The following is a 17,488-nucleotide window of genomic DNA, read 5'->3' on the forward strand; positions in this document are numbered from 1 at the left end:
ATGAGCCAAGAGCCACTGCTCGAGATCGACGACATCACCGTGACGATCGACAAGGCGAGGGTCCTCGAGGCGGTCTCGATCCGGATCGAACCGGGCGAGTCCGTTGCCCTGATCGGCCGCAACGGAGCCGGCAAGACGACGACGTTCCGGACGGTGATGGGCCAGACCGCGATTCAGAACGGCTCGATTCGTGTGCGTGGGACCGACCTCACGGATCAGCCCTCACGGACGCGGATCCAACACGGAATCGGGTTCGCGCCGGAAGACCGACGGTTGTTCACGACCCTCACTGTCGAGGACAACATCCGGATGTCGACGTGGGGAAGCGATGACGTCAGCGACGACGAGTTCCGAGAGCGTCGCGACCGGATCCTCGACATTTTCCCAGAGATGGAGGAGTTCCTCGATCGGCCCGCCGGCCAGCTCAGTGGCGGGGAACAAAAGATGGTCACAGTCGGCCGGGCGCTCGCGTCGGACCCGGATATCGTATTGCTCGACGAGCCGTTCGAAGGGCTTGCACCATCTGTCCGGGAACGATTCCGTGAGGGCGTCGAGCGCATCAAGGACCTCGGCATCTCGATCGTCGTCGCGGAGTCGAACGTCCGCCATGCGGGCGAGATCGCCGACCGCGGGTACGTGATCGAACGAGGAGAGATCGTCACCAGTATCGACGACGACGAACCGATCGTCGACAATGCGGAGATCAAACGCATCTTCGAAGGCAGCTAGCATGGGTCGACCAACCGCAGGCGAGACACACACGTTCGAACGGACGTTCACGACCGACGAGGTCGAACGGTTTGCCGAGCTCTCAGGCGACAGACAGGATCAGCACACGGAACCCGACGAGGGCGGACAGCTGCTGGTCCACGGCCTGCTCACCGCGACCCTGCCCACGAAAATCGGCGGCGACCTCGAGGTCCTCGCAACGGAGATGACGTTCCAGTTTCGCCAGCCGGTCTACACCGGCGAGCAGATCACTTGTCTGTGGACGTTCGACACCGTTGACGAACGGGACGACCGCTACGCCGTTACCGTCGATATCGAGTGTACGAACAACGATGCGGAGTCCGTTCTCACCGGCGATATCGAGGGCCTCATCTGGAAGACGTCCTGAGCGGGCGACAGCGCCATCGAACGGTCAGATTGCGGACTCGAGTCCGTCCTCGATGTCGAGTCCGAGGTAGTCCGCAGCCGTCCGATAAAAGAGGTCTCGAGTCGTCTCCCGCGGCAGCTCTCGAGCGAGTAATCCGGCCCGTTCGTTACGATAGGGGTAGGGAATGTTCGGGAAGTCCGAACCGTACATGATGGAATCCGAGAGGTCAATGAGGGTTTCGTCCGTGATCGTCGACGGATCGAACCCCATCGTCTCCTCGGCCGAAGTCGACATCGCGAACGTCGTGTCCAGATAGACGGTCTCGTGCTCGCGGGCGAACGCGAGGAACCGATCGACCTCGTAGGTACCCATGTGTGCACAGCAGACCCGAACGTCCGGATAGGAGTCGATCAGGTCGGCAAAGGCGTCTGCCCCGACGTACTCGGTGTCCTCGAACATCGGTGCCGTCCCGCCGTGGTAGGTGATCGGTCGATCGTACGCCGCCGCAACCTCGAGCGCTGGCTCGAGTCGCGGGTCTGCGGGCCGACACTCTTGGACGGGACAGTGGATCTTCAGACCTCGAGCGCCCGCCTCGAACGCATCCCGGACGACGGCTGCGACGGCATCATCGTCGGGATGAACCGTCGCGAACGGGAGCAGCATGTCTGAGTCGGTGGCTTGCTCGAGCAGCCAGTCGTTCAACTCGCGAGCAATCCCCGCTTTGTGCGCGTATGGGAGGGCGACGTAGGCCTCGACGCCCGCCGTACGGAGGACGGCCTCGATTTCCGGTCGCGTCGTCGGACTCGAGAACTCCCAGTCGGTCTCGGCGCTGAGCGACCGACGAATCGCGGCGGCGAGTCGGTCCGGAAACAGGTGCGTGTGGGCATCGATCGCCGGGGCAAAGGCGGTCGACGGCTCCTCGGACGGTGTCTGTGGCTCGGGGGGTGACATAGTACGCTGAGAGACTCGGGACTCGAGTCGTGTATGAGAGAGTCGGGATCCTGTCAAATAGGTGTACTGCAACCGGCGAGGGAGGGTCGATCACGCGGATACGAAATGAAAGAGTCGGCTTGCGGTCGAACGAACCACTCAGCTGAATTTCTGGACCGTCACGTCGAGGGTATCGAGGTCGACAATCGGAGCGTAGCCGGCGTCGGGGTCGATGTTGACGCTCTTCTGGAAGTCGGTCTGTGACTGCCAACACCCGGAGTTAATGGCGAGTACGTTGTGATACTTGCCGAAACCGAGTTTGTGGACGTGGCCGGTGTGGAAGATGTCAGGAACCTCGTCCATGACGAGGTAATCCCGTTCTTCGGGTGCGAGACGGGTGTGGCCACCGAACTGCGGGGCGACGTGGCGCTTTTTGAGCAGGTGGTACATCGCCTTGTGTGGCTCCTCGTAGCTCGCTTTCTCCTCGGGGAGTTCAGCAATCACTTCGTCCAGACTGACGCCGTGGTACATGAGCACAGAGACGCCCTCGAGGGTCACCGTCGAGGGATTGCTCACAATTCGTGGATCGTGGGCCGACATGATCTCTCGGAGGTCCTCGTTGAACCCGGGCTGGGGCTCTGCGAGGCGCACCGCGTCGTGGTTGCCCGGGATCATGACGATCTCGATATCGCCGGGCACCTGTTTGAGATACTCGTTGAACACCTCGTACTGCTCGTAGATGTCGACGATATCGAGTTCCTCATCCTGATCGGGGTAGATCCCGACCCCTTCGACCATGTCGCCCGCGAGCAGCAGGTACTCGACGTGTTGGGCCTGATCCGTATGCAGCCAGTCCGTAAACCTATTCCAGGCGTCGTGCATGAACTCCTGGCTGCCGACGTGGACATCGCTGATCAGCGCCGCCTGCACGTGGCGGTCCGCCGTCGATGGCTCATGCGTCCGCGGAATGTCGGGGAAATACATCGAGTCGACAAAGGCGATCCCCGAATCGTCGGCGAGGGTTCCTTCCATCGCCAACACCTCGTCACAGAGCAACTCTCCGACAAGATCAGCGTACTCCCTGTCTTTCATCACTAGCCACGGGAACGTTCCCGTCGCGTCCTCGAGTTCGACTAGCCAGTGGCCGCTCGCAGTCGACCGAATGTCGTTGACCAGCCCGACCATTCCGACCTCACCACCGCCGGGCATGTTCTGGATCGCCGTCGCCGGCCGGTGGTTGACCCGCCCTCGCAGTGTCGACCCGAGTCGCTCGAGGCGATCCCGGAACACCGAAACGAAGTCGCTGTACTCGCCGGTACCCGTACTCTCGCCGGTCATATCGCCGGCGATCTCGAGCGATCGCAGTTCGGGGTCGGCCGACCGCTCGACACCCGAAGACCCCTTCGTTTCCACTGGAGCACCCGCACCGCTGGCTGGTGGGGTTGCTGTGTCATCTCCAGTCGAAACAGGGGGGTCTGTGGTGTCGAGTTTGGAAGCAGGATCCCGTTCGCCCCCCATCGATTTCGGATCCGGATCGGTCGCCACAAGCGCCGACTGAACGTGGTCGGTTCGGACGACCAGCGCATCCTCGGGCAGCGTGTCGATAACGCGTTCGAGAGCCGCCTGCGGATCGTCCGCCGACGTGAGCTGTGTCACAGCCTCACGTTCGGCGTTGTAGCCACGGCTGGTGAGTTCACTGACGATCCGAGCTGACGCCTCGAGTGGCACGTCTCTCGCATTCGTGGGCGAAAAGAAAAGGATACCGTAATACGGCGAGGCGAGCCCAGCCAGGACTCCAGTCGACACCGGAACTGGACCGTTTCACTCTCGATGGTGCGAACAGAAGGTTGATTGTGAGCCCCAGCAAAACGGGTGACGATGAGCGGTCCTAGCCCCGGTGGTCCATCTGACGACGCCGATGACTCCAGAGAGGATTCCAACGGTCGGCCCACCCATGATCGTGATCGACAGGACAGCCGCGATCGTAACCGACAGGACCGAAACAGCGCTCAGGGGTGGACACCGCCAGGCGCAGACGATGCTGACGAATGGACACCACCGGGAGAGCCGTCCGAAACGCCCCCAAAGACCACCGAGACCGACGGCGTCACGATCGACGATGACGGCCTCGTTCGCTGGTTTCTGCGCTCCAAAAACGAGAGCGTCGTCCTGGCTCGAGACGTCGCGAGCAGCGTCGCCATCGTCGCTGTCATCGGCCTGCTTCTCTTCGGGGTCAGCGGGATCTGGCCGCCACTGGTCGCCGTCGAAAGCGGGAGCATGGAGCCGAACATGCAGCGAGGCGATCTGATCTTCGTCGTCGACGACGACCGATTCGCCGGTGACGACCCCGTCGCCGGTACCGGCGTCGTCACGCTCGAGGACGGCGAAGCGAACGGACACGAAAAGTTTGGCGAAGCTGGCGACGTCATCGTCTTTCGGCCCAACGGCGATCCAGGCGAGACACCGGTGATCCATCGCGCCCACTTCTGGGTCGAAGAAGACGAAAACTGGGTCGATACCAAAGCTAACGAGGAGATCATCGGTGATGCGACCTGTGCTGACGTCCAGACTTGTCCGGCGAATCACGACGGGTTCATCACGAAAGGCGATGCGAACAGCGGTTACGACCAGTATCGAGGTGGTGCTCGGACCGACGTCGTCAGAACCGAGTGGGTCACCGGAAAAGCGATGTTCCGCGTCCCGTGGCTCGGCCACGTCCGGCTGACGTTCGACGAACTGTTCGGCGGGATAATTCTCCCATCGCCGGTGCTCGAGAGCGTTCCAGAGGCTGTGAGTCCCGATTCTGCTGCCCTGCAGGCCGGGCTAGCCGGTTCGACCGGGCTCGCTGGCACCAGCGCTGGTGTCGCCGTTGCCGTCGGTCGCTACCGGAACTAAACGGCTGCGAAGCTCGTATTCGGTCGTGACGACATCGGTTGCTGTGGAGATCGTATTCAGTTGTGACGACAGCACGGGTCGTCCCCTTGTTTCGCGAGTCGTCCCCTTGGTTCGACTCGAGGCGTGGTGTCACTCGCCAGTCGTGATCTCGAGGCGAAGTTCGTCGCCGTCTTGGACAACGTATTCGGTTGGATCGACCGTCTCACCGCTAACGAGAAACGTAAGCTCCGTCTCCGGCTCGCGACCGTCGTAGTCGGTGCCGTCGATAGTGACGACGTGGTCGTCTCCCTGCTGTGTGCATGCAAAATGCGGGAGGAGATCGAGTCCCTCGGCGAACGTCACCGGTTCTGCCCCCTCCATATACCAGTAGTCGTCCTGCTCGTGGAGATGAAATTCGAGCGAGTCGTTGGCGGCGTTTTCGGACTGAAACCGGTCTGCAGAGAGGTCGATGGCCTCGCCGTCAACGATAACCTCGAGCTCACCGCGCTCGAACTCGACTTCGCCGTCGGTGAAGATACAGCCGGCAAGCGAGACGAGACTCGCCGTTGCGACGATCGCGCTGCGCCGTTTCATATGAGGGGAACGTCGTGACACAGTATTACTGGCTTGTCGATTCCCACAGCGCTGGGATCGGGCGGTCTAGTTTTCGAATCGAGCCTGGACGAACGGCTGGACGTCGTCGATACTACTCAGTCGAGAATCGGAGAGCAAGACGGCCTCCGTCTCTTCGAGTGGAACCGAGAGACTGATCTCTTTGGTCCGACCGTATCGTCCTTTCGAGACGACGACCGCGTTGACGATCCCGAGCATGTCGAGTTCGCTGATGAGATCGGTGACACGCCGTTGGGTCAGGACGTCGGCGTCGATCTCCTCACAGAGGCGTTTGTAGATATTGAACACCTCGCCCGTGTTGATGCTGTGCACGCCGTTTTTCTCGAGGAGGATGATCGCAAAGAGGACGAGTTTGCTCTGGGTGGGCAGCGTGCGGACGACTTCGACGACCCGGTCGAGTTCGATCTTGTCCTGAGCCTGCCGAACGTGTTCCTCGACGATCGTCTCCGTCTGGGAGCGTTCGGCCAGTTCACCAGCAGTACGAAGCAGGTCCAACGCGCGACGCGCGTCCCCGTGTTCCTGTGCGGCAAAGGCTGCACACAACGGGATCACGTCGTCAGACAGCGCACGCTCTTTGAATGCGACCTCCGAGCGATGTTTGAGGATGTCCCGGAGCTGGTTGGCGTCGTAGGGTGGGAACACAATCTCTTCTTCACCCAGCGAGGATTTGACACGCGGATCGAGGAAGTCGGTGAACTTCAGGTCGTTGGAGATACCGATGATTGAAACTCGGGAGTTCTCGAGTTCGGAGTTCATCCGTGAGAGATTATAAAGCGTGTCGTCGCCGCTTTTTTCGACGAGTTTGTCGATCTCGTCTAACATGATGACGACGACGCGTTCGTCGTAATCGACGGCATCGAAAAAGACGCTGTAGACGCGGTCGGTTGGCCACCCGGTCATGGGTACCTCCTCGAAGGAATCTTTGTCCTCCTCGAGGCTCTCGATGCGGGCGGTGACCTCACTGCGGGCGCTAAACGGTGTGGACTCGAGGGGATGTGCTGACGTGGACTCGGCAGCGACATCGGCAGCCGCGTCTGATTCAGAGTCGACAGTGGCGTCGGAGGCCGCTGTTTCGTGTGCGTCCACGGCCTCGAGCAGGTCCTCGAGATCGTCGATCCGGTCGTCGATTCGGGCTTTGTTCTTCTCGATGAACTTGTTTGCGAGCTGTGCAAGCACGCGATACTGGGTATCGGTCACCTCGCAGTTGATGTACTCGACGTCACAGGGGACGCTGTATTTCTGGGAGGTGCTCTCGAGTTCCTTGCTGACGAACTTTGCGCTCGCCGTCTTTCCCGTCCCGGTTTTGCCGTAAATGAGGATGTTCGACGGCGTTTCACCACGGAGCGCGGCGACGAGGATCGTCGCCATCTTGTTGATCTGGTCGCTCCGGTGTGGGAGTTCGTGTGGCGTATAGGACGGGCGAAGGACTTCCTTGTTCTCGAAGATCGGTTCACCACTGAGCAGATCGTCGAACAGCCCTTGGCTCGACTCCTCGTCGCCGAGCTCGGTTTCATCGATGCTCGAGAAACCCGGTGTCTCGTCGATATCGGCCTGCTCCGACCCCGTCGGTTCTGAATCATCGTCTGACATCCGTCGTACACATACCCCCTCGTTTCGAGTGGAATTTCGGACTCGCACGCAGGAATCTCGGGGAGGAGATGGCCCAGGGCGGGCAACCGACTCTATTGTACTCCTGAATCGAGTCCAGTTGATGCAAACGAAACAGAGGAAAAGCACGGTATTAAATTCTTCCCTTCAACCAGTGACTACCACTCAAATGAGACCGGTTTGGCCAGCTAACAGTCAGAACAAGCCCGCTGGTGCGAACGGGCGACTGTTTGGACAACTCCTTCGAAACACGGCCGTTTCGAGTCCACTCTGGAGTGGTGAGGTCACTCTTGAGTGTGAGCGGTTAGAACGCGGACCGAACGTGGAGGGTGCTTTCGAGCATATAGGTGGAGGCCGCTTCCGGAGATCGTGGGTGAAGGCCACTTTTGGAGACAGCGAGCTCGGAGAAGGAGGGAGTTGATAATGTGAACTAATGACAATAATAGGATAAATGGTGTCAAACCACATGAAATGGTGGAATCGACCCTAACCCCCCACCCCTTTGTTTCGGGTGGAACCTGACGAGAGTGGGGGGTGGGGGGAGGGGGTCTCTGTAACGAGAAGTTTTATATTGGTAGGTCAGAAACACGGTCCGTAGCACTAGCAAAGCACATATTTTACTAGAAGAGGTTGTTTTAGTTACTAGGAAACACTAGAATGACCCAGCTCAGCGCCTCGAGTTACTAGAACCACTGCAAGTCACGAATTCACCGTTCTAACTCCCTTCTCGATACTGTTCTCGTCGGTTTCACCTTCGATCCACGACTTGCATCGGCGGATACTACCGATCAGGCCCCCACCCCTTCGACAGTCTCCAGTTGAAACGAAGGGGTGGGGGTGTCTCGAGACGGCGATATCTACCTCGTGAGTACCACACGTGAGTGTGACCGACACTCGTGTGTCTTAATATCATTAATATCGTCGATGTCGACAGCTCACAACGATTGAACTGTCTACACGTCTGACGTAGGCTTAAGTGAGTTCAGTTTGTAGTACGCGCAGATGCACCCCGCGGTGCTGGAGGGCCCCACAGATGGGACTGTTCACAGAACTTAAAGATAGTATCTCTCGGGTTACGGACCGCCTGTTTGCGGAAGAGGAACCCAAACGAATCGGTATCTACGGTCCACCAAACGCCGGAAAAACGACGCTTGCCAATCGAATCGCTCGAGACTGGACTGGTGACGCGGTCGGTGCGGAGAGTCACATTCCACACGAAACACGACGTGCGCGCAGGAAAGAGAACGTCGAGATCGAACGCAACGGGAAGTCGGTAACGATCGACATCGTTGATACACCTGGTGTGACAACGAAAGTCGACTACGAGGAGTTTACCGACGAGATGGACGAAGACGACGCTATCCGCCGCTCTCGCGAGGCGACCGAAGGCGTCGCGGAAGCGATGCACTGGCTTCGTGAGGACGTCGACGGCGTCATCTACGTCCTCGACAGCGCAGAGGATCCGATCACACAGGTCAACACGATGTTGATCGGCATCATCGAGTCTCGCGATCTCCCGGTGCTTATTTTCGCGAACAAGATCGACCTCGATGAAGCCAGCGTCAAACGGATCGAAGACGCTTTTCCACAGCACAAAACGGTCCCGCTGTCGGCCAAGGAAGGCGAGAACATGGATGAAGTCTACGCGAACATCGCGGAGTACTTCGGGTGAGAGTCAATGCCTAAAGCAACCAACACGGATGACCCGGACGCTCCCGACGGTGTCCAGATCGACCTGATCAGCGGCGAACGCATGGACGGCATGGCGACCATGGAGAAGATCCGAATGATCCTCGATGGCGTCCATGACGGGAACATCGTCATCTTGGAGGAGGGGCTGACCCCCGACGAGGAGAGCCGACTCATCGAGGTGACGATGGCCGAGATCAGCCCCGATGAGTTCAACGGGATCGAGATCGAGACGTATCCAAAATCAGAGACGCGGAACTCCTCGCTGCTCGGTCGCATCATGGGTGGCGACGAGTCAGCGGCGAAGCTGACGGTTATCGGGCCGGCAAACCAGATCGAAACGCTCCACAAGGACGAAACGCTGATCAGCGCGCTCGTGTCTCGAGACTAATGCCCCACGAATGTACGAACTGCGGCCGAACGTTTCCTGACGGCTCCAAAGAGATGCTGTCGGGCTGTCCAAACTGTGGTGGGAACAAGTTTCAGTTTGCGCCATCCGGACAGACGACCGAGTCGACCGAATCAGCAGCGTCGACGTCGGCCGAGCCAGCCGGTGGGACCGGCACAGCCGACACCACCGGAACTGTCAAACGCGCCGCAGACACCGTTCGTGGCTGGGTCTCGTCGGAGTCCAAACAGTCCGCTGAGCCAACGCAGTCCGCTGAGCCAACGCAGTCCGCTGAGCCAACACGGTCCGCTGAAGAGTCCCTCGAGAACCGGACTCCAGCGACCGACGCGAGTCATGACGAATCCGACGGTTCGTGGCCCGAACCTGAAACATCGTCCGCGCCCGAACAGCGCACTGACACGGACGAGTTCACCGAATGGCCGGAGACGGCTCGCCGACCCGAGGATCGGTCGACGGCAGTGGGCGACGAGTCAAGCGACGTTGACCGAGAACACGCCACGTTCGAGTCCGCGTCTCCGACGACGTCGACTTCCGACAAGTCGGTCGACTCGTCGCCCTCGAGTGGTGAGCACTCGACGCTCGAGGACAGCGAAAATACGGCCCAGGCCGACGCCCGAAGCGAGGTCGTTTCGACGGCCGACCTGCCGTCCGAAACACCCCACTCCACGTCGGATGCAGGTGCGGAGCCGACGGAGGCGGATGGGCCGGGCGACGAGGCAGGCACACAACCACCGGACCACGGCCGGGTCGTCAGCGAGCCATCGGGCGACCAGCCATCCATCGAGGAGCTTCGAGCGGAACTCAACGAGCAGTTCGAGAGCATCAAGATCGTCAGCCCTGGGCAGTACGAACTCAACCTGATGGAACTGTACAATCGCGAGGAATACATCATCTCCCTCCAGGAAGACGGCCGCTACGTCATCGACGTTCCGGACTCATGGCATGCCGACGACGACGAATAACGGCTTCCGAGACTCGCGTTAGTGACACCCTTCCGTTTCGACTGTAATCTCTATCGAGAGCTCCTCTCTGCGGAATGTATGGCAGCAGTTGGCTCCATCTGAACTGGTGGTGTGGTGATCGATCACGTGGGCTGTTGTAGATCGGAATGTCGGCTGCACGTGTCGATGACCCAGTCGGCTATCGAATACCGAACACGCACAGCATCGGTGCTCGTTGAGAGCTCGCGTTTCGGTCAAGAAAGATGGATTTAAGCGACGTGACTGACTTCGTCTACGCATGAGCAAACCAACCAAGGTCGTCCTCATGACGATCGCTGTATCGGCGCTGCTGTCGCTGCTGGTCGTCTCCCAGATGGTCCTCGTCTGATGTTCGAGGGCCGCGAGCTCTCGAGTCCGGTCGAGACAGTCCGAGATGCGTACGCGCCCGACGTGCAGGTACTCGACTGTGAGCGTGATTTCGAGACGCTGCCACCCGCACAAGCGGAGGATCTCGGCCTGCTCGTCGACGCACTCGAGCCCGCGAGCTATCCGCCAGCGTGGCTGCCCGACGACGCACCGACGCTGCTCGCTCGCTACGCGAGTTCGGATCTGACGATCGGGATGCCGGGCGATGGCAGTGTCGTCTGGACGCGCCAGACCGAACCGCCACTCGTGCTGGTGAAACCACGCGTCAAGGGATCACCCGAGGCGTTCGTCGACTTCCTGCTCGCCGAGGCGTTCGTGGAACTCGATCTCGGGGTGCCAGAACAGTTCATCGGCTTCTTCGAGGACGACTATCGCGCGCTCGACCGAGCGGTCGACCTCGGGCCGAGTGGCACCTATCAGGTCGCGGCGGCGCTGTACGACGGCTGGGTCGGTCTCCAGACACGGGCCGTCTTCTCGAGTTGGCACGACGACCACCCCGAACTTGCCGCCGCGTGGCAGGACGCGGGAACGCGACTCGAGGACCGTGTTGCGGGACTGCCGCGGGCGGTCGCCCGCGGGGAGACGGAGTTTGCAGACGCGACGGAGCTTGCGTGTGCGGCGATCAAACACGCGATCGAGTTACCAGCGCCGTTTGCGGCGCTTGACACTGATGCCTACCGCGACCACGGTCCCGAGTACGCGATCAAGTGGGCCGAGAAGACGTTCGAGTCACTCGCCAACTAACGTTGCGAAACCGGCTGGGTCCAGCGTCACACACCCAACTCGAGCACTGTCGTCTCGACCACCCGATTGGCGCGACGAGACGACAACCGCTTGATTTCTGGTCCTGGTACCGTCCAAGAGTGACACAACGACTGGCTCGAGTCCGTGCTGAACCTCGTTACTGCTGGGGCTTGAACAGTTTTCGTCGAAAAAACCGCTGTCAGCGAGACCGCGTGCTCCGATGCCGGTCAGAACTCGGCGTCGATGCTGCCGTCTGCGTCTAGGTCGATGATCCCATCGAACAGGGTGCGGAACTCGTCGACGAGTGCGTCGTCGTGGGGCTCTTCGGAGACGTGGAACAATCCCACAGCGTCGTGTTTCTCGAGGAGGTCGAGAATGCGTTCGACTGCCTCGAGGGCTTGGTCGTCGCCCGCGTAGTAGGCGAGTTCGGTGACGGAGTCGAAGCTGAGCCGGAGTTTTCCGTCGTGGGCCTCGAGGAAGCCGTCGATATGTTCGACGATGCCGTCGACGTCGTCGGGGGCGGCGACGTAGTGGACGGTGTCGCTTGTCCGTCGCGAGTAGCCCCGTTCGATGCTCAGGGTGTCGAGGATCTCGGCGCAGTCCTCGTCGACGTCGTAGTACTCGAGTTTTTGTCTGACCTCGCGGGCCGTGGTTCGAGTGGAGACGACGAGGAAGTTGTCGGTGTCGGTTTTGAGAAAGTCGGTGTCGATACGGTCGGTTTCACCGGTGCTTGGATGCAACAACAGCACGCCTGTCCCACCAGGTACCGTGTCCGGTGTGCCGTCGATTTCGAGCGCGTACTCCATACTGACGTGAACAACTTTCGGCACTGACTTAATAGTGCGGATGTTGAAGGCCGCGCTGACGCCGGTCGATGTCTCATCGTCTTTCGGTTTCTTCCTCGAGTTCTCAGCTCAGATTGTCGTTTTCCTGTCGTAACAAAACCAGCATCGAGAATCCCGAGATGAGAATAAGGAGAAGCGAAGGGATGGCCGCATACCGGTAGGCGAGGGCATCCTGGGCGTCCCAGATGATGATTACGAGCGTATCCATCCCGATAGGGCCAAGCATCAGCGTCACCGGTAGCTCCTTCATCGTCGTCAGGAACACCAGAACGCCGCCGACGATTACGCCCGGTACGATCAACGGTAATGTAACGCGGCGAAACACCTCGAATCGGCCGGCATTGAGGGTACGAGCCGCTTCAATCGTCTTATCGTCGACCTGCAAGACGGACGACCGGATGGTGCCGACCGCCTGCGGAAGGAAGCGTACGACGTACGCGAACACGAGCAACCAGACTCCTTGTCGGTAGAACGAGGGCAATGTTCTGGTTCCAAGAAACACCAGTGCGAGGCCGATGACGACGCCCGGAACGGCGAACCCGATGTAGGTCGCTCGTTCCAGTACCCGCGAAATCAGGGAGTTCGTCCGGCCGGAGTAGTAGGCGATCGGCAGGGCAAACGCACACGCAACGAGTGCAGCCAACAGGGCGAGACGGACCGAATTGTACGCGAACTCCCACTGAAACTCGAGTGACGGAATCGGGTCGCCCTCACTTCGGAACAACCAGTTGGTGAAGATCGCGACCGGAACGACCAGCGTGACGATACCGATCGTCGAGATGAACCCCATAGCCGGCCACTTCCAGTACCCGAGCCGTATCGTTGTGCCGCTGCTGGTACCGCCGCTTACGTCTTCATCACGTCCGATACCAGCTTCGATGACGAGGACGACGGCGGCAATCGCTATCAACTGTAACGCGAGCAATGCGGCGTATTCGACGCCAAACCCGCTGAATTCCCAGTATATTGTGCTGGTAAAGACGCTTGCCTGCATGAACGCTGGCGTCCCGAAATCCGATATCGCATAGAGTCCCGCGAGCAACGCTCCGGCGGCGATTCCCGGCCTGATCTGGGGAAGCGTGACGCGCCGGAACGCCTCGAACCAGCCGGCGTTGAGCGTGCGTGCGGCGTCGACAATCGAACTGTCCATCGAGAGGAGTGCCGCTCGCGTCGTCAAAAACACGTACGGGTACGTATACAACGTGATAATGAACACCGCGCCTCGTAGTCCGTCGACTCGCGGGAGTGTGACGCCGAACAGTGAGTCGATCTCTCCTCCCGATCCGAACATGGAGACGAACGCGATCGCCCCGATATAGCTCGGGATGACGAGCGGAAGCGCGGCTACGATCGTCCAGAACCGTGGGTACGGTAAGTCGGTTCGGGTCGTCAGGACGGCGAGTGGAACGCCGAGCAGGATCGAAAACAGCGTGACGAACAGCATCAACCCGATGCTGTTCGCCGTAATCCTGGCGGTTTGCGAGGAGACGATGAGCTCGTATGCACGCAGGGGATCGACCGTCGACGCCTGCCAAACCAGCCAGAACATCGGGGAGACGACGAGGAACGCGAGGATCGAACTCACGACGGCCAATCCGATCATCCACGGATCGACCCGCTCGAACCGCTCGGTGATCCTTTCGGAGTGCTGTGACATGTCGACGGCGTCTTTGATAGATTTCATTGCATATTCCGTTTACCGGGCGAGCAGTCTTCGGTTATCGTTTGATCCGGGCTCAGGTCTCTTGAAACGCTTGATTTCACATCCGTCAACGCGTGGTCGCTATCGAAGCGATCGATGTTTGAGAGCGCTCGATCATAACGACGGGACAGTAAAAAGTGGGTGACGGCTGTCGCAGCGGACCGTCCTGCGACGGGGACAGACACTCTCGGCGTTGTGGGGCTGTTCGTCGTTAGAGTGGGAGCATCCCTTCTTCTTCCAGGAGTTCGCGGGCCGCCTGCAGTTCCATGTCGAAGCTGCTAAGATTGAACTGCGGCGGGTTGAGTTCGTCGAGATCCGGCAGCGGACCAACGTACTCGACGCCGTCGACGACGGGGTACTCGCCATTGGTTTCCATCATGAACTCCTGTCCTTCGGCAGCGACGAGGTGACGGGTGAACTCCGCGATGAGTTCGGGATCGTCGACGTTGTTCGTGACGGCCACGCCGGCGACGCTGAACAGACAGCCGGCGTCGTCCTCGGTGAACGTGATCCGGAGCGGCGCGCTGGAGTCCTCGTTGACGATCCGTGCGGCGTAGTAGCTGTTGCCGAGCGCCACGATCGGATCGTCGTCACCGCCTCGATTGACGGCTGCGGCCTGGTCGCCACCGCTCGAGAAAAGCTGGGGATCCTGGTCCATGAAATCGCGGATCCATTGACGGGTTGTTTCTTCTCCCTCGAGTTCGACCATCGCCTGAATGAATCCACGGAACGTCCCGGAGTTGGGTCGCGTCGAAATGATTCCCTCGAACTGCGGGTCGGTTGCATACTCGAAGATGTCGGTCGGGAAGTCATCGGCGTCGCCATCCCACCGTTCGCTGTTGTACTGGATCGAGCGCACGCGGCCGCTCACGCCGGTCCAGAATCCGTCCGGCTCGCGGTAGCTCTCGGGAACGGCGTCGACGACGTCGCTCGGAAGCTGTTGGACCAGCCCCTCGTCGTGAACTGCGCCCAGGGCCCCAGGGTCCTGCGAGTAGAACACGTCTGCCGGCGTGGCGTCACCTTCTTGGATCAGTTGGTTGACCTGTGCGTCGTTGTCGTCGTAGCTGCGGTTGATCGTGAGTCCATCATACTCCTCTTCGAGCATCTTGAAGACGAGGTCGATCTGTGAGCGCTTTCGACCGGAGTAGACGTTGATCTCTCCTTCGAGATCGCCGAGATCGTCCCAGTTGATCGCAGTCGAATCGACCGGAGTTTCGATTGGATCGGCGTCGGCGACGGCTCCGCCGCCGCTCCCACCGTTTCCATCGTCGCCGTCATCGTCACCGTTTCCGAGACAACCGGCAATACCCGTAAGACCGGCCACAGAAACGCCCGAGGCCGCGAGGAACCGTCGTCGATCGATCGCCGTCTGTCGCGTCGAATTGCGGTTGGGTTCTTTCATCATCTAGTTTTAGGCCAGCCTAAAATACAAATACCTTCCGATGTTCCCGCGAGGAGAGATGAGGAGACGGTGTAGCGGTTGCTGTCTTCGCGGTCCGAATCCGATGCCCACGGATTTCGGCCAACCTAAACCTCTCCAACCCCTTCTTTTTAGGCCAACCTAAAGAGTGTATCGGAACTATCCAAACCGTCGAAACGTATGGATCGTCGACTCGTTCGTCTGTCGTCGACTTTGCCGACAGGCTCGGACACTACGAACTTGGCGACTGTTACCACCACAGTGTGATGCTCGAGCCTGCCACAGTACAGCGTGGTCTCGCACGTGTCCCTGACCGATCGAAACACGAGTCGAATCGGTTTTGGCTCCCGGGACTGATTCCCCGTACATGAGCGTCCGCGACGAGTTCGACGAGTGGGCCGAAAGCGGCCGGGATCGAGGGATGGAAGACCGCCACTGGCACACCGCTAAACACGCGCTCGCACGCATGCCGGTCGAAGACGGTGATACCGTCCTCGATCTCGGCTGTGGGAGCGGCTACGCCGGCCGTGCCCTCCGAGACACCAAGGATGCGGGCCGAATCTACGGGTTGGATGGCTCGCCCGAGATGGCCAGAAATGCCGCCGACTATACCGACGACTCACAGGTCGGATTCGTCGTCGGTGACTTCGATTCGCTGCCGTTTGCCGACGACTCCATCGATCACGTCTGGTCGATGGAGGCGTTTTACTACGCCGCCGATCCCCATCAGACGCTCGAGGAGATCGCTCGAATCCTCAGCCCCGGTGGGACGTTCTACTGTGCAGTCAACTATTACGAGGAGAACGTCCACTCCCACGAGTGGCAGGACAATATCTCGATCGAGATGACCCGCTGGGATCGCGACCAGTACCGCGCGGCGTTCCGCGACGCCGGTCTCTACGTCGCCGAACAGGACCACGTGCCGGACCGCGAAATCACGATCCCCGATGCAGATGCGTTCCCGACCGACGACTGGGACTCACGGGAGGCGATGGTCGAACGCTACCGCGAGTTCGGAACCCTGTTGACCGTCGGCGTCTCCCCCTGATTTCGACTCGAGACACTGTCGATTACAACCCCTTCACTTCGACTCGAGTCATCGTTCCGTCGGTGGGTTTTTAGACACACGCTCGAGTGGAAGCCACCCTCTATGCGAACCGTTCGCCCGCCGGAATCGTCACCTCGAGCCAGTTTTCTTCCGGTGGGAGCGGACAGTCGAACGTCTCGCTGTAGGCACAGAACGGCGAGTACGCGAGGTTGAAGTCGACGACGAGCTCGTCGCCATCTGTGAGGTCTCGATCCGGCGACAGTTCCATGTAGCGACCGCCCTCGTAGCTTTGCTGGCCGGTCGTCTTGTCGCGGAACGGGACGAACAGCGGCTCCTCGTTCGGGCTCTCGAGCTGGTAGGCCGCGAGTTCGAAGGTGCCGTCCTCGAGGTCCTCCTCCTCGCGCTCTAAGTCAAACTCCAGAGTCGCGACCCGGAGATAGCGCATCTCTCGGCCTGCGGTCGTCTCCATCAGGACGACCTCGGGATCGTCGTGGACCGTTGCGGTCGCGCTCACGCGGTAGGTCGGATCCGGCGCGAAGTAGTCGAGGCCGTCGAACGCGTCCCGTTCCTCGGGTGGGATCGGTGACTGTGGATGCTCGGCAAAGAACTCGTCTTTCTCGTCGCGTTTCGACTCGAGTTCGTCGCGCCAGCGATCGACATCGACGTCGCCGTTAGTATCGGTGGAATCGCTCATACCGGACCTACCGGCGCAGCAGGGGAATGGGTTGTGTTTCGCTCGAGCGGGACTCGAGCCCGCGCTGTCGCTATTCCTCGATCGTCAGGACGCCATTGTGGACCGAGATATCGCTCGCTTCCGGCGGCAGTTCGAACTCGAACTGCTCGTCGTCGGTGACGATAATCGCGGTCGAGCCGACGACGTCGACCGTGAGGTCCTCACCTGCGTGGCCGAAATCGACTGCAATGACGCTGCCGTCCTCGTACTCGAGGGTTCGGACGACTGCACCGCCGTTATCGACGTTCTGGAGGGGTTTGGGGACTTTCATACCTGTCTTAGGGGCTCACCGAATTAAAGTGACACCCCTACACACGCTCCCGTCGGTACCGACGATCGGCTGTCGCGATTCCGCCGAGCGTGAGTTCGAGCCGGCACCGACGAAGGTTT

At 60.2% G+C, this 17,488-nt stretch carries 17 protein-coding genes; 8 read left to right on the forward strand and 9 right to left on the reverse strand.

Translation table 11 applies throughout. The features are described 5' to 3' along the window. Positions 1 to 729 carry an ABC transporter ATP-binding protein gene (locus tag BW940_RS09025; RefSeq protein ID WP_076608871.1) on the forward strand — a complete coding sequence of 243 codons (729 nt, stop codon included), beginning with the start codon at positions 1 to 3 and terminating at the stop codon, positions 727 to 729. Position 730: 1 nt separating this feature from the next. Further along, entirely contained in the window at positions 731 to 1,117 is a 387-nt protein-coding gene (locus BW940_RS09030; RefSeq protein ID WP_076608872.1) for a hotdog family protein, read from the forward strand. A 24-nt stretch (positions 1,118 to 1,141) separates the two neighbouring features. Here the strand turns inward: BW940_RS09030 and BW940_RS09035 are convergent, their stop codons facing one another. Further along, on the reverse strand, positions 1,142 to 2,047 hold the full coding sequence (locus BW940_RS09035) for an amidohydrolase family protein (protein WP_076608873.1): 906 nt from the start codon (positions 2,045 to 2,047) through the stop codon (positions 1,142 to 1,144). Between the two features lie 138 nt (positions 2,048 to 2,185). Then, on the reverse strand, positions 2,186 to 3,754 hold the full coding sequence (locus tag BW940_RS09040) for a DNA-directed DNA polymerase II small subunit (RefSeq protein WP_076608948.1): 1,569 nt from the start codon (positions 3,752 to 3,754) through the stop codon (positions 2,186 to 2,188). A 150-nt stretch (positions 3,755 to 3,904) separates the two neighbouring features. Between BW940_RS09040 and BW940_RS09045 the strand changes: the two genes are divergently transcribed. Then, the gene (locus BW940_RS09045) at positions 3,905 to 4,921 is read left to right on the forward strand and encodes a S24/S26 family peptidase (protein WP_076608874.1); all 1,017 of its coding nucleotides are present in this window, start codon (positions 3,905 to 3,907) and stop codon (positions 4,919 to 4,921) included. Between the two features lie 129 nt (positions 4,922 to 5,050). Here the strand turns inward: BW940_RS09045 and BW940_RS09050 are convergent, their stop codons facing one another. After that, positions 5,051 to 5,494, reverse strand: coding sequence for a hypothetical protein (locus tag BW940_RS09050; protein ID WP_076608875.1), 444 nt, complete (start codon positions 5,492 to 5,494; stop codon positions 5,051 to 5,053). Positions 5,495 to 5,560: 66 nt separating this feature from the next. Then, positions 5,561 to 7,123 carry a Cdc6/Cdc18 family protein gene (locus BW940_RS09055; RefSeq protein ID WP_076608876.1) on the reverse strand — a complete coding sequence of 521 codons (1,563 nt, stop codon included), beginning with the start codon at positions 7,121 to 7,123 and terminating at the stop codon, positions 5,561 to 5,563. 1,051 nt (positions 7,124 to 8,174) lie between these two features. Here BW940_RS09055 and BW940_RS09060 point away from each other — a divergent pair. The 4 genes from BW940_RS09060 (at position 8,175) to BW940_RS09075 (ending at position 11,350) form a co-directional block, all read left to right on the forward strand. After that, positions 8,175 to 8,813 (forward strand): Era-like GTP-binding protein, encoded by a 639-nt coding sequence (locus tag BW940_RS09060; protein WP_076608877.1) that lies wholly within the window; start codon positions 8,175 to 8,177, stop codon positions 8,811 to 8,813. 6 nt (positions 8,814 to 8,819) lie between these two features. Next, positions 8,820 to 9,221 (forward strand): DUF2073 domain-containing protein, encoded by a 402-nt coding sequence (locus BW940_RS09065; RefSeq protein WP_076608878.1) that lies wholly within the window; start codon positions 8,820 to 8,822, stop codon positions 9,219 to 9,221. Then, complete coding sequence (locus tag BW940_RS09070) at positions 9,221 to 10,201, forward strand: OapC/ArvC family zinc-ribbon domain-containing protein (RefSeq protein ID WP_076608879.1); 981 nt, start codon at positions 9,221 to 9,223, stop codon at positions 10,199 to 10,201. Before BW940_RS09065 ends, BW940_RS09070 begins: the two co-directional genes overlap by 1 nt. Before the next feature lie 366 nt (positions 10,202 to 10,567). After that, positions 10,568 to 11,350: a DUF7089 family protein gene (locus tag BW940_RS09075; protein ID WP_076608880.1), complete on the forward strand. Its 783-nt coding sequence runs from the start codon at positions 10,568 to 10,570 to the stop codon at positions 11,348 to 11,350. A gap of 227 nt (positions 11,351 to 11,577) precedes the next feature. On the opposite strand, the gene BW940_RS09080 is transcribed toward BW940_RS09075, so the two are convergent. The 3 genes from BW940_RS09080 to BW940_RS09090 form a co-directional block, all read right to left on the reverse strand. Next, the gene (locus BW940_RS09080) at positions 11,578 to 12,156 is read right to left on the reverse strand and encodes a DUF7090 family protein (protein WP_076608881.1); all 579 of its coding nucleotides are present in this window, start codon (positions 12,154 to 12,156) and stop codon (positions 11,578 to 11,580) included. Positions 12,157 to 12,259: 103 nt separating this feature from the next. Then, complete coding sequence (locus BW940_RS09085; RefSeq protein ID WP_394329399.1) at positions 12,260 to 13,798, reverse strand: ABC transporter permease; 1,539 nt, start codon at positions 13,796 to 13,798, stop codon at positions 12,260 to 12,262. 310 nt (positions 13,799 to 14,108) lie between these two features. Continuing rightward, the gene (locus BW940_RS09090; RefSeq protein WP_076608949.1) at positions 14,109 to 15,299 is read right to left on the reverse strand and encodes an extracellular solute-binding protein; all 1,191 of its coding nucleotides are present in this window, start codon (positions 15,297 to 15,299) and stop codon (positions 14,109 to 14,111) included. A 385-nt stretch (positions 15,300 to 15,684) separates the two neighbouring features. On the opposite strand from BW940_RS09090, the gene BW940_RS09095 reads away from it, so the two are divergent. After that, a complete protein-coding gene (locus BW940_RS09095) occupies positions 15,685 to 16,365 on the forward strand; it encodes a class I SAM-dependent methyltransferase (RefSeq protein ID WP_076608883.1) in 681 nt (226 codons plus the stop codon). Positions 16,366 to 16,465: 100 nt separating this feature from the next. Here BW940_RS09095 and BW940_RS09100 read toward each other — a convergent pair whose 3' ends face one another. Both BW940_RS09100 and BW940_RS09105 read right to left on the reverse strand, forming a co-directional pair. Next, entirely contained in the window at positions 16,466 to 17,059 is a 594-nt protein-coding gene (locus BW940_RS09100) for a DUF1684 domain-containing protein (protein ID WP_076608884.1), read from the reverse strand. 70 nt (positions 17,060 to 17,129) lie between these two features. Continuing rightward, positions 17,130 to 17,369 (reverse strand): DUF7127 family protein, encoded by a 240-nt coding sequence (locus tag BW940_RS09105; protein ID WP_076608885.1) that lies wholly within the window; start codon positions 17,367 to 17,369, stop codon positions 17,130 to 17,132. Between the last annotated feature and the right edge of the window lie 119 nt (positions 17,370 to 17,488).

The sequence above is a fragment of the Natronorubrum thiooxidans genome (assembly GCF_900156475.1).
GTDB lineage: Archaea > Halobacteriota > Halobacteria > Halobacteriales > Natrialbaceae > Natronorubrum > Natronorubrum thiooxidans.

What these genes read in the sequence shown, in the direction of transcription:
- BW940_RS09060 (WP_076608877.1), top strand. Translation starts at nt 8,175, where the DNA reads ATGGGACTGTTCACAGAACTTAAAGATAGTATCTCTCGGGTTACGGAC.
- BW940_RS09080 (WP_076608881.1), bottom strand. Translation starts at nt 12,156, where the DNA reads ATGGAGTACGCGCTCGAAATCGACGGCACACCGGACACGGTACCTGGT.
- BW940_RS09050 (WP_076608875.1), bottom strand. Translation starts at nt 5,494, where the DNA reads ATGAAACGGCGCAGCGCGATCGTCGCAACGGCGAGTCTCGTCTCGCTT.
- BW940_RS09045 (WP_076608874.1), top strand. Translation starts at nt 3,905, where the DNA reads ATGAGCGGTCCTAGCCCCGGTGGTCCATCTGACGACGCCGATGACTCC.
- BW940_RS09085 (WP_394329399.1), bottom strand. Translation starts at nt 13,798, where the DNA reads ATGATCGGATTGGCCGTCGTGAGTTCGATCCTCGCGTTCCTCGTCGTC.
- BW940_RS09090 (WP_076608949.1), bottom strand. Translation starts at nt 15,299, where the DNA reads ATGAAAGAACCCAACCGCAATTCGACGCGACAGACGGCGATCGATCGA.
- BW940_RS09055 (WP_076608876.1), bottom strand. Translation starts at nt 7,123, where the DNA reads ATGTCAGACGATGATTCAGAACCGACGGGGTCGGAGCAGGCCGATATC.
- BW940_RS09065 (WP_076608878.1), top strand. Translation starts at nt 8,820, where the DNA reads ATGCCTAAAGCAACCAACACGGATGACCCGGACGCTCCCGACGGTGTC.
- BW940_RS09105 (WP_076608885.1), bottom strand. Translation starts at nt 17,369, where the DNA reads ATGAAAGTCCCCAAACCCCTCCAGAACGTCGATAACGGCGGTGCAGTC.
- BW940_RS09095 (WP_076608883.1), top strand. Translation starts at nt 15,685, where the DNA reads ATGAGCGTCCGCGACGAGTTCGACGAGTGGGCCGAAAGCGGCCGGGAT.
- BW940_RS09100 (WP_076608884.1), bottom strand. Translation starts at nt 17,059, where the DNA reads ATGAGCGATTCCACCGATACTAACGGCGACGTCGATGTCGATCGCTGG.
- BW940_RS09070 (WP_076608879.1), top strand. Translation starts at nt 9,221, where the DNA reads ATGCCCCACGAATGTACGAACTGCGGCCGAACGTTTCCTGACGGCTCC.
- BW940_RS09030 (WP_076608872.1), top strand. Translation starts at nt 731, where the DNA reads ATGGGTCGACCAACCGCAGGCGAGACACACACGTTCGAACGGACGTTC.
- BW940_RS09025 (WP_076608871.1), top strand. Translation starts at nt 1, where the DNA reads ATGAGCCAAGAGCCACTGCTCGAGATCGACGACATCACCGTGACGATC.
- BW940_RS09035 (WP_076608873.1), bottom strand. Translation starts at nt 2,047, where the DNA reads ATGTCACCCCCCGAGCCACAGACACCGTCCGAGGAGCCGTCGACCGCC.
- BW940_RS09075 (WP_076608880.1), top strand. Translation starts at nt 10,568, where the DNA reads ATGTTCGAGGGCCGCGAGCTCTCGAGTCCGGTCGAGACAGTCCGAGAT.